This is a genomic window from Acinetobacter sp. V2, assembly GCF_001188385.1.
GTDB lineage: Bacteria > Pseudomonadota > Gammaproteobacteria > Pseudomonadales > Moraxellaceae > Acinetobacter > Acinetobacter oleivorans.
Map to the genome: position 1 here is coordinate 233647 of NZ_JZFB01000002.1, position 9151 is coordinate 242797.

General features: G+C 37.7%; 11 protein-coding genes and 1 tRNA gene. 6 read left to right on the forward strand and 6 right to left on the reverse strand.

Translation table 11 applies throughout. The annotated features are described in order from the left end of the window. Positions 1–61: 61 nt before the first annotated feature. Complete coding sequence (locus tag UC75_RS09905) at positions 62–1141, reverse strand: DNA/RNA non-specific endonuclease (protein WP_049837480.1); 1080 nt, start codon at positions 1139–1141, stop codon at positions 62–64. A 255-nt stretch (positions 1142–1396) separates the two neighbouring features. On the opposite strand from UC75_RS09905, the gene UC75_RS09910 reads away from it, so the two are divergent. Continuing rightward, the gene (locus UC75_RS09910; RefSeq protein ID WP_049837481.1) at positions 1397–1837 is read left to right on the forward strand and encodes a hypothetical protein; all 441 of its coding nucleotides are present in this window, start codon (positions 1397–1399) and stop codon (positions 1835–1837) included. Positions 1838–1893: 56 nt separating this feature from the next. On the opposite strand, the gene UC75_RS09915 is transcribed toward UC75_RS09910, so the two are convergent. Next, positions 1894–3771, reverse strand: coding sequence for a potassium transporter Kup (locus UC75_RS09915; RefSeq protein WP_005300825.1), 1878 nt, complete (start codon positions 3769–3771; stop codon positions 1894–1896). A gap of 118 nt (positions 3772–3889) precedes the next feature. Here UC75_RS09915 and UC75_RS09920 point away from each other — a divergent pair. The 3 genes from UC75_RS09920 to elbB all read left to right on the forward strand — a co-directional run bounded on the left by UC75_RS09920 (position 3890) and on the right by elbB (position 5679). After that, positions 3890–3979 (forward strand) — tRNA-Ser (locus UC75_RS09920). Positions 3980–4115: 136 nt separating this feature from the next. Beyond that, positions 4116–4928 carry a helix-turn-helix transcriptional regulator gene (locus UC75_RS09925; RefSeq protein ID WP_049837482.1) on the forward strand — a complete coding sequence of 271 codons (813 nt, stop codon included), beginning with the start codon at positions 4116–4118 and terminating at the stop codon, positions 4926–4928. 88 nt (positions 4929–5016) lie between these two features. Beyond that, entirely contained in the window at positions 5017–5679 is a 663-nt protein-coding gene (gene elbB / locus UC75_RS09930) for an isoprenoid biosynthesis glyoxalase ElbB (protein ID WP_049837483.1), read from the forward strand. A gap of 47 nt (positions 5680–5726) precedes the next feature. On the opposite strand, the gene UC75_RS09935 is transcribed toward elbB, so the two are convergent. Both UC75_RS09935 and UC75_RS09940 read right to left on the reverse strand, forming a co-directional pair. Further along, the gene (locus UC75_RS09935) at positions 5727–6068 is read right to left on the reverse strand and encodes a DHCW motif cupin fold protein (RefSeq protein ID WP_049837484.1); all 342 of its coding nucleotides are present in this window, start codon (positions 6066–6068) and stop codon (positions 5727–5729) included. Between the two features lie 150 nt (positions 6069–6218). Further along, a complete protein-coding gene (locus tag UC75_RS09940) occupies positions 6219–6776 on the reverse strand; it encodes an NAD(P)H-dependent oxidoreductase (RefSeq protein ID WP_049837485.1) in 558 nt (185 codons plus the stop codon). 116 nt (positions 6777–6892) lie between these two features. Between UC75_RS09940 and UC75_RS09945 the strand changes: the two genes are divergently transcribed. Together UC75_RS09945 and UC75_RS09950 are read left to right on the forward strand one after the other, a co-directional pair. Further along, entirely contained in the window at positions 6893–7228 is a 336-nt protein-coding gene (locus tag UC75_RS09945) for a winged helix-turn-helix transcriptional regulator (protein ID WP_049837486.1), read from the forward strand. Between the two features lie 27 nt (positions 7229–7255). Continuing rightward, positions 7256–7474 (forward strand): DUF6500 family protein, encoded by a 219-nt coding sequence (locus UC75_RS09950; RefSeq protein WP_049837487.1) that lies wholly within the window; start codon positions 7256–7258, stop codon positions 7472–7474. A 120-nt stretch (positions 7475–7594) separates the two neighbouring features. Here the strand turns inward: UC75_RS09950 and UC75_RS09955 are convergent, their stop codons facing one another. Together UC75_RS09955 and UC75_RS09960 are read right to left on the reverse strand one after the other, a co-directional pair. Next, complete coding sequence (locus UC75_RS09955; RefSeq protein WP_049837488.1) at positions 7595–8227, reverse strand: tetratricopeptide repeat protein; 633 nt, start codon at positions 8225–8227, stop codon at positions 7595–7597. A 220-nt stretch (positions 8228–8447) separates the two neighbouring features. After that, positions 8448–8996, reverse strand: coding sequence for a TetR/AcrR family transcriptional regulator (locus UC75_RS09960; protein ID WP_049837489.1), 549 nt, complete (start codon positions 8994–8996; stop codon positions 8448–8450). Positions 8997–9151: the final 155 nt, after the last annotated feature.

The following is a 9151-nucleotide window of genomic DNA, read 5'->3' on the forward strand; positions in this document are numbered from 1 at the left end:
ATCTGTCTATGGATTCTATTTTAAACATTTACAGTTTTGCAATAACAATCAAAAAAGCTGCTTATTTCATTATTTGCAAGAAATAGTTCACCAATGCTTCAACCAGTTGCTTCACAATCGCTTGGCGTGTTTCTTCGTCAATTGTTGGAACTTTTGCTTCCATTGGTTCTGATGAACCAGTTTTTTGTTTTTTAAACTGGTCTTGTAGCGCTTTAATTTGATCGGCGTTTAAGTCCTGCTCACATTGACTCTCGCCATCCCAATGTAAATAGTCTAGCTTCTGATTTGGCTTAACTTGGCTCGCCGTTAAAGGTAGGCGATAGACATTACGCTTTTGTTGCTCAGTTAACTGCGGGAACAGGTTAACGCCTAAGCGTTCTTCAAGGTAGCAAACACTCACCACTTTCACTTGTAGAGAGTTATTGTTTGGTGCGTAGTAGGCCCCAATAGCGCCAGTTTTTGGCATATAGACCGCTTTATAAACTGCGGTAGGAACAATGACACCCTTTCCAATCGTTTTAAGGCGTTTACCCTCAAAAACAGGGCCAGTAACTACATAAACATCTTGTTTTTGCTTAGTCGCGATAGCACGCGTAGCTTCTTCAAGTTTACGCCAAACTTCCTGATTATTTTTAGGTGCTTGCGGCACCATATTACTTAACGAGAAGCTATCAGACTGTGAGCTTTTATTTGGCATATCACCATTCGGTGCCATATGACCACGGTCATAGCCTGAACCACGATAATCACTTAATAGTGCTCGATGCTTTTGATCAATACGGGTTTCTTCATGGAAGTTGTCTTCACGCTTAATTTTGACACTCAAACGTTCTGCATTTAAATGCTCAGCCGACCATAAAGGCGTTTTAGAAATGCCTGAATACAAGACATTAAAGCCATTAAAACACAGCGGATAACTGTCTTTTTTTAAGCTATCTTTATTTAAAGCAGGGGGAACTTCTCGATAGAACTGATTAAGGCAAGTCGAGTTAGTACTTAAAGGTGAAAACCACTGCGAAATCTTTTCACTACCAAATGCAATCGCAAAACTTCCCGCAGCAATACAAGCAAGAATAATCTTGCCAAAATGCTCACTTAGAGAGAATGAGTTTGTACCTTTACTACGTTTTTTACTTGCCATGTTTCTATCAATACCACTGTCCACACGCAGCTTAACAATCCTGCTTTTTTAAGTATATCTCTTATCTTTCAAATGGTTAAAACATGGTCATCTTTTTTGTAACTCCATTTCCCCTTACGTAACAATCTGTTGGAATTATGAGATGCTTTAGCTATTGAATTACGCCAATTGCGTATCTTTCGTTGAAAAACACTGATTGCTTATGACATGGTTAGCTCCACAAATTTGGATAAAAATATAATCGGAGTCCACTTAATGATCCATTCAAAGATTATTGGTATTGGCGTAATCACGGGATTATGTAGTATGGCCGCTTTGGCTGAGCCAGCAGTCCAGCCAGGAGATACTTTAGAAAGTTTGTCTAAAGTGAAAGTTACGACAACGGTAAATGGCCAACCTGGTTCTATTAGCGATTTAGTCAATAGCGGACAAGTACAGCAAGTTTCTGCTGCACCGACAAATGCAGCGCCTACAGGTGCTCCTATTCCGGCAGATGTTCCACCAGCACCTCCAGCAGGCGGTGAATTGGCTCCACCAGCAGCACCAACTGATGCAGTACCACCTGCACCAAACCAAGCGCCTCCAGCACCACAAGATCCGAACACTCCACCGCCTTCGGCAGATCCAACTCAGTCGGCAGACCCGATGGCAAAAGATGGTGGTTTGCCAGCAGATGCACCTATGCAAGCTCAGTAATTAGAGCCATAAAAAAACCAAGACATCTGTCTTGGTTTTTTTATTACATCAAATTTTTAGATTTCGATTTGGCTACCTAACTCAACTACACGGTTAGTTGGAATTTGGTAGAAGTCACTCACTGGACTGGTGTTACGCTGCATAGAGATAAATAGTTTTTCTCTCCATGGAGACATACCATCGCCCACCGAATGAACAATACGGTCGCGAGAAATAAAGAAGCTGATGTGCATCAAGTCATATTCAAGACCTAACTGCTCATAAGCTTGCATAAGCGCTTTTGGTACATTCATTTCATCTTTAAAGCCGTAGAAGATTTTAATACGGAAGAAATGCTCAGCTAAAGTTTCTGTTGAAATACGTTCTTCTGGTGCAACAAATGGTACATCTTCAATAACTACTGTTACCAAGATATTACGCTGATGCAGCACTTTATTGTGCTTGATGTTATGCAACATGGCATGTGGCACAACGTTCGGCGTACCCGTCATAAAGACAGCATCACCTGGCACCCAGTGCACGCTATTACCAATACTTTTCACAAACAGATCTAGCGATAACGTATCGTGTTCGAGCTTGGCAAAAGTGAGCTCACGACCACGTTTCCATGTCATTAAGATGGTCACTGCAATAGCACCAATCAATAATGGCACCCAACCGCCCGACAAGATTTTAAGTGAAGTTGCTGCGACTAAAACCGACTCTAAAATAAAGAATGGAATAATCAGGAGTAGCACTTTTGGCATGCTCCACTTCCAAGCCGAATAGATGAACACAGCAACCAAAATCGTGTCACACAGCATGGTCAAAGTTACAGCTAGGCCATACGCACTTGCCAAGTTTGAGCTGGTTTTGAAAATCAAAATTAAGATAATAATTGCGATTAAAAGCAACCAGTTTAAGAAAGGAACATAGATCTGACCTTCTTCAGACTCAGAGGTATGTTTAATACTTAAACGTGGTAAATAACCCAATTGAATCGCTTGGCGAGCAAGTGAAAACACCCCAGAAATTACGGCTTGAGAAGCAATCACGGTTGCCATGGTCGCCATAATAATCATTGGGTAAAGTGCCCACTGCGGTACCAATAAATAGAACGGGTTTTGAATCGCCGCTGGGTCTCTTAAGAGTAATGCGCCCTGTCCTGCGTAGTTTAAAACCAAACACGGTAACACCACAAAGAACCATGCTAGACGAATTGGAACTGGTCCAAAATGTCCCATATCGGCATACAGTGCTTCACCACCAGTGACGGTTAAAACGACAGCACCCATAACAAAAAAGGTCATTACGGGATGGTGATAGATAAATTGAATCGCCCAATGCGGACTAAACATGCCCAACACCACAGGAGTCTGAATGACGCTGTGAAGACCTAATAATCCTAACGATAAGAACCACACCATCGTGATCGGGCCAAAAAACTTACCGACAAAGGCCGTACCGTGTTTTTGTACCAAAAATAACGCGATGATAATGGTGATCGCAATTGGCATGATGAACGGGTCAAACACATCGGTTGCAATGGACAAGCCTTCGACTGCCGAAAGTACCGAAATCGCAGGGGTAATAATGCCGTCACCAAAAAATAGCGATGCACCAATAAAGCCAATCGCAATCATGTAGATTTTTTTGTTGTCGGCAATTTTGGCTTTACGTAAGTTCAATGCGAGTAAGGCCATGATTCCGCCTTCGCCATTGTTGTCTGCACGCATGACAATAGCGACATACTTAATACTGATGATCAGCATTAAGCACCAAAAAATAATGGATAAAATTCCTAATACGTTTTCAGGCTGAATTCCCAACCCATGCGCTGCATGGAAGGACTCTTTTAAGGCGTAGAGTGGACTTGTTCCAATATCTCCAAAGACCACCCCAAGAGCTGCCAAAGCCGTGGCAGGCAAGGTTGCTTTTTTGGCCGTATTTTGCATTGTGTAATTAAACCAATATGATTTTTATCGCAATCTTATCACCTCTATTATTTTTTTTCTGTAATGCTCATCTTAAATCTTGGCAGGACTCGTTTTTTTAGTTACTATCGCACGCCTTGGTGAGGTGTCCGAGTGGCTTAAGGAGCACGCCTGGAAAGTGTGTATACGTTTGCGCGTATCGAGGGTTCGAATCCCTCTCTCACCGCCAGAATTCAAATTTAAAGAGGCTTAAACCTAATCGGTTTAGGCTTTTTTATTAGCCAAATATTAAAAAACCGCCTCGAAAAGACCGATAATTTTCTGATCTTATTTAAGCCATAAATTAAATCAAACATTTTAACTTAATGAAAAATCTCACTTCTTTATCTAAAAAAGCAATTAACTCAGATAACAATTTAAACTCACCTTTTTCAATTTATTCAGCCTATAAAGAACAAAAAATTAGAAATGTTCCAATTACGAAACCGTTACTCATCGCTATTTTAAGTGGTGTTAAAGAGTTAGGGAGAACTGAAAACATTGTATGTGAAGCTGGTTCTTTTATATTTTTATCAAATAGTGTCAGCTTTGATATGCGCAACATTCCAAATCAAGAAGAATATTTTGCGCTCCTCATCGAATTCGATTTTGATGACTTTAAAGACCTCCCAAATCCGTCAGGAACTTCTAAAAAATTTGTACAAGGTCAATTCAACGCCTTACTAGAAAATGCACTTTCTCAATTTATAGATTTTTCTCTCATTGCGCCGCCTTCTGTTTTTAAATTTAGAAGAAGAGAACTTTTAGAACTTATTTATCACTCTGGTTACACCGACATCTCTAGCCTAAATATGACTACAAGTTTGAGTGACAAAGTTCAGGCATTAATTTCTGATCATTTATCTACAGAACTCACAGCTGAATTTATCGCATCCCAACTTTTTATGAGTTCATCGACTTTACGAAGAAAGCTAAAGAGTGAGGGAAATAGTATTCAAGATATTCGGAATAGAGTAAGGCTGGGGCATGGATTGCACTTAATTCAAACCACCAATACGAGTATTGGCAATATTGCTTTTGAATGCGGCTATCAATCTCAATCAAGATTTACAGAACAGTTTAAAAATTTATTTGGTATTACTCCACGCGAGCTACGCAAAACAAAAATGCTTACTTAAGGCGAAACTATGGCAAATCTGCGTATAAAGAATTTTCAGAAGAAAACTTAATATCTTTTGCACATCAAAAAGGTACTTAAGAAAGCAGATGAAAAAAGTAGCAGTCATTTTATCGGGTTGTGGTTATTTGGATGGTTCTGAAATTAGAGAATCAGTTTTAACCCTATTAGCTTTAGATACAGCCAATATTGAATATCAAATTTTTGCACCTGATGAGCCTTTGTTTTATGTCATCGACCATGTGAGTGGCGAAATAAAAATGACTGAGCGGAGAAATATTTTGCAAGAAGCAGGAAGAATTGCCCGAGGTGAAATTTCCTCACTCGATCAACTTAATGAAAATGAATTTGATGGTCTTCTTCTTCCGGGTGGATTCGGAGTTGCAAAAAATTTATCAACTTTTGCCTTTAAAGGAGCAGAAGCAAGAGTACATTCTACAGTTGCCTTAATTTTAAAAGCGTTTCATCAAAGTAAGAAGCCGATCGGGGCAATATGCATATCCCCTGCATTATTAGCGCTTACGTTTGGAGATTTACACCCAAATATCACTTTGGGTTCTGACGTTAACACTGCTAAAGAAATTGAAAAAACGGGTTCAATTCACCATGTTTGTCAAACCTCAAGCTGCGTGGTCGATAAACAAAACTTATTTGTTACCACGCCTGCCTATATGGATGACCAAGCTGGTTTAAAAGATGTCTTTTTAGGAATTACAAGTTTAGTTACTGCCATGGTAATTTTGGCAAATTAAGGTGTTTGATGGGGGATAGAGATTGCTATCCCTCTATTTTATTGAATCTAATCAACGATAAGTAACTTCGCACCATTTAAGCTAAAAGACTGATGTGGCTCAGAGTTATCTCCGACTTGATAACTCATGCCTGACGTTAAGGTAAATGTTCGCCCATCTTTCAATCTACTTTCTAATTCGCCTTCTAGACAAAATAATATGTGCCCTTTCTCACACCAATGGTCAGCTAAATAGTTTGCTGAGTACTCAACAAGTCTTACTCTTATTTTGTTTCCTTCTTCACCAAAAAATTGAGTTTTCCAATAAGCTTTTCCTGTGTCACCGCTATATTCAGTAACTTCAATTTCTTCCCAGTTTGTAATTTGAAATGGAAAAGGCGCGATATTCATAATTTTTCCAAAGACGTATTATTGTATTTTTCAACTTATAGACAAATTTGATTTTTGCAAACTGTTTATTAAAAAATCAGAAAGATAACAAAACTATTTTCCACTTTGAAAAGACCCAAACCTCACGTTCAGGCCTTCCTATCTTTAAACTTACTTAGACAACGCTAATAACTTCTGAACGTACTCAACCGCATTATTTTCTATGTCTTGTTGAGTTGGAACATCATCATCTTCTGAAGGGTTTGTGTCTAAACCATAAAATGCATGAAGTGGTTGATAGTCCGCACCAACATATAAAGCCGTTAGTTTAAATGGAGTAAAAATCTGCTCTAAAGAAAGCTTGTATTCACCAGACTCTGAATAAACTTTTTCTTTCACACCAGCGGACAAAGCCAACATAAACTTTTTATTTTTAAGCTTGTCACCTGTTGAGCCGTAAGCCCAACCATAAGTCACAACTTCATCAATCCATTGTTTCAAAAGCGGTGGACAGTTAAACCAATACACTGGAAATTGAAATACTAAATTTTCGTGTTCTTCTACCAATGCTTGTTCTTTAACAACGTCAATCACTCCATCTGGGTAGGCCTGATAAATTTGGTGAACCGTAAATTGGTCTGGGTATTTTTCTAGTTCCTCTACCCATCTTTTATTTACAACAGACTGGTCTATGTGAGGATGCGTAACGATGACTAATGTCTTTTTCATTATGAAAACACTCTTATCGAAAAGTTGATAAATCGATTATAGAAGTGTGCTTTCCTAAATATAAGTACGGTAATTTGTGTTATATACTATACTAAAAGATAGTGTAGATTTTAAAAATGACTGAATGCGTTCCATCACATACGCCATTAGAAGAGACAGGTTTCGGCTACACTCTTTCTTTGATTAATGGCAAATATAAAATGATTATTATGTATTGGCTGTATGAAAAAAATGTCATGCGTTTTAATGAGATGCAACGCTGCATTGGCAATATTTCATTTAGAACACTTAGCAATACTCTTAAAGAGTTAGAAAGAGACCAGCTTATTATTCGCACGGAATATCCTCAAATTCCGCCTAAAGTTGAGTACCGTCTTTCAGAAAGAGGACAGTCTTTGATTCCTTTATTAGATATGATGTGCGATTGGGGCGAGCGCAATAAATCGTCTTAGTTTTATAGACTTGAAGTGATACTAAATATGAGAAATGAATTAAGAGAAATTTTTATTAAGGGATGCGACGATAAAATTGAAAAGAAGGGAGACAATGTTGGTCTGTCTTTTTATGCTTTTTTTAAAAATAAGAATGATAACCCTGAGTTACTGATGGAAGCAGCCCATTGGTGGATTATGTTGCATAAGTTAGATCACTTTGAGAAGGCCGTTAAGATTAAAGAATTGGTTTTGGGTGAGCGGTAAAATTAGGATTATTTAAGAGGCTTAAATTTAATCTGACAGATACTCTAAAAAATGGGTAACTGTCAGATCGGGTTTGAGCTAGTACACTTAAGCCAAAATCTTCTATTTGGTTAATAATTATTATTGAGAAGCTAATTGGGTGATAATTATTTTAGCGTTCTCATGGCCCTGTTCAGCTGCTTTCTCAATCCATTGTTTAGCTATTTCATAGTTCTTAGAAACGCCTAAACCTTTAGCATATAAAATACCTAGATTAAACTGAGCATTCACATTTCCTTGGGTTGCTGCTTTTTGATACCATTCTACTGCTATCTTATAATCTTGAGCAGTACCATCTCCATACTCATACATAACGCCCAGACTATATTCACCATCGGCGTTTCCTTGTTCCGCTGCCTTTTCAAACCACTCCTTTGCTATTTTATAATCCTGTGCAACTCCTACCCCATTTGCGTATAAATTACCTAAATTATATTGAGCATTAGATCGTCCTTTTTCAGCTGCTTTTTGATACCACTCTGCTGCTAATTTATAATTCTGAGGTATACCATTCCCATTTTCATAGATAACACCAAGATTATATTCAGCATCTCTATTACCTTGTTTGGCAGCTTTTTCGAACCACTGTCTTGCTAAGATATAATCTTGTGGAACACCCAAACCTTGAATATACAAAAGACCCAATTTTACTTGAGCATCTGCATTTCCTTGTAGTGCAATACTTTTAATCTCTTCAATTAAATCATTATTCATATTAAGAATCTTAATTTCCTGTGCATAAATAGGATATGGAAGTAAATATATTAAAAATACTAAGAATAGTTTTTTTATCCTAATCATAAATTTAATAAAAATATGAAGTTCATGTTTAAATATAATATCCAATTTATTGTAATTATAGATAAAAATATTACTTATATTCTCAGTATATTAATAAAAATAAAAAGCCCAACTCTCGTCAGGCCGTCCCCCATTAAACCCGACTTAAAAAATACTCAAGCAATGCATCTCTTTCATCGGTGTTATTGGTCCCTAAAAGCTGAACCATCGCGCCATCAATCACAAACAAAAACATGTGCGCATCTTCAACTGTAGCAGTCGCTTTAACAGTTAAAAGGAATTTATGAATTTCTTTAATGAACCAGTTTCGGTAGTCAATGACGAGTTTATATGCGGCTGGATAGATCTTTTCAATTTCAAAAATAGCTTTAAATGGCAACCGATAAAAGCCATCTAAGTTCGCATGTAAGAGGTAAATTTTCTTGAGTTTATCGAATGCCATGAGTTCGCGGTACGAATGAATAATTGAAAACACCTCATGTTTTAAGGCATCTATTTGAAAAATTAAGCTCATCTGAATGAGCCTTTCTTTGGAGTGAAAATAGTTATAAAAAGTGGCTTTGGGGATTTTGGCTTCCTCAATAATTCGATCTATTCCGATGTAAAACCCGTTTTGATTAAATAAATCTTTTGCTGCGTGGAGCACGCGTAATGCTCTAAATGATGCTTCTAAATTTGGCATTTTTATACCGTTTAAAATAATTTTTTGTTGTATGTAAAAGAGATAGAAATACCGTCACTCTTAAAATGAGCGCTAAAAACAGGCATGCAAAAGCCGCACAAAAATGGTGTGCTCGCCTATCTCAGGTTTTATTGTTGCTATGATTTTTTAGTCGT